The 1,235-nt window shown below is 56.6% G+C and carries 1 protein-coding gene; it reads left to right on the top strand.

Going from position 1 to position 1,235, the window contains the following annotated elements; translation table 11 throughout:
* Nucleotides 1-64: 64 nt before the first annotated feature.
* A protein-coding gene (locus PseuLF5_RS28085; protein WP_340135116.1) for an IS3 family transposase occupies nt 65-1,227 on the top strand; the annotation gives its coding sequence in 2 pieces (ribosomal slippage) (nt 65-317 and nt 317-1,227; 1,164 coding nt in all).
* The last annotated feature ends 8 nt before the right edge of the window (nt 1,228-1,235 follow it).

Here is a 1,235-nt window from a genome sequence, read left to right as displayed (position 1 = left end):
TGTAGTGGTCTAATGATTCCGGACATCCATTTAGGCGAGAATGCTCGCCAGAACGAGGTGTCAGATGACCAAACAACGCCGTACCTTTTCCCCTGAATTCAAACGCGAGGCTGCCGACCTCGTTCTCAAGCAGGATTACAGCTTCATTGAGGCCAGCCGCTCGCTTGGTATCGGGGAGTCGGCTTTGCGCCGATGGGTCGACCAGGTGCAACAAGAACGCACGGGCGTCACCCCGCAGAGCAAAGCGCTGACCCCGGAGCAGCAGAAAATCCAAGAGCTGGAAGCCCGAATTGCTCGCCTTGAGCGGGAAAAATCGATCTTAAAAAAGGCTACCGCGCTCTTGATGTCGGAAGATCTCGAGCGTTCGCGCTGATTGACCAGTTGAGCATCCACGAGCCGGTTGATTGGCTGTGCATGGTGTTTGAAGTGACCCGCTCGTGCTACTACGCTCGGCGTCTCAGGCGCCGCACACCGGATGTAGAACGCCTTCGATTGCGCAGTCGGGTGAACGAGTTGTTCACCCAAGGCCGCAGTGCTCCCGGTAGCCGTAGCATCATGGCCATGATGCAGGACGACGGCGAGCAGATCGGGCGATTCAAAGTGCGCAGCCTGATGCGCGAGCTGGAGTTGGTCAGCAAACAGCCGGGATCGCATGCTTACAAAAAGGCGACGGTCGAGCGGCCCGACATTCCTAATATTTTGAACCGGGAGTTTGATGTGCCCGCTCCTGACCACGTCTGGTGTGGCGATATCACTTACATCTGGGCTCAAGGGAAATGGCAGTATCTGGCGGTTGTGCTGGACCTTTTTGCCCGCCGTGTTGTGGGCTGGGCATTGTCGGGAAAGCCGGATGCCGACTTGGTCATCAAGGCCTTGGACATGGCTTACGAGCAGCGAGGGAAGCCTCAGGGTTTGCTGTTCCACTCCGACCAAGGCTCGCAATATGGAAGCCGGAGTTTTCGTCAGCGCCTTTGGCGATATCGCATGCGTCAGAGCATGAGCCGGCGAGGAAATTGTTGGGATAACGCGCCGATGGAGCGGGTGTTCAGGAGCCTGAAAACCGAGTGGATACCGACCATGGGCTACACGACCGTCCAACAAGCTCAGCGGGATATCAGCCATTTTTTGATGCACCGGTACAACTGGATTCGACCGCACCAATTTAATGGTGGGCTGCCACCGGCTCAGGCCGAGAAAAAACTTAACGTCGTGTCCGGGATTAGTTGACCACTACA

The sequence above is a fragment of the Pseudomonas sp. LF-5 genome, assembly GCF_037626295.1.
Taxonomy (GTDB): domain Bacteria; phylum Pseudomonadota; class Gammaproteobacteria; order Pseudomonadales; family Pseudomonadaceae; genus Aquipseudomonas; species Aquipseudomonas monsensis.
The sequence above is the reverse complement of the archived record's forward strand: the minus strand, read 5'-3'. Positions and strand labels throughout refer to the sequence as shown.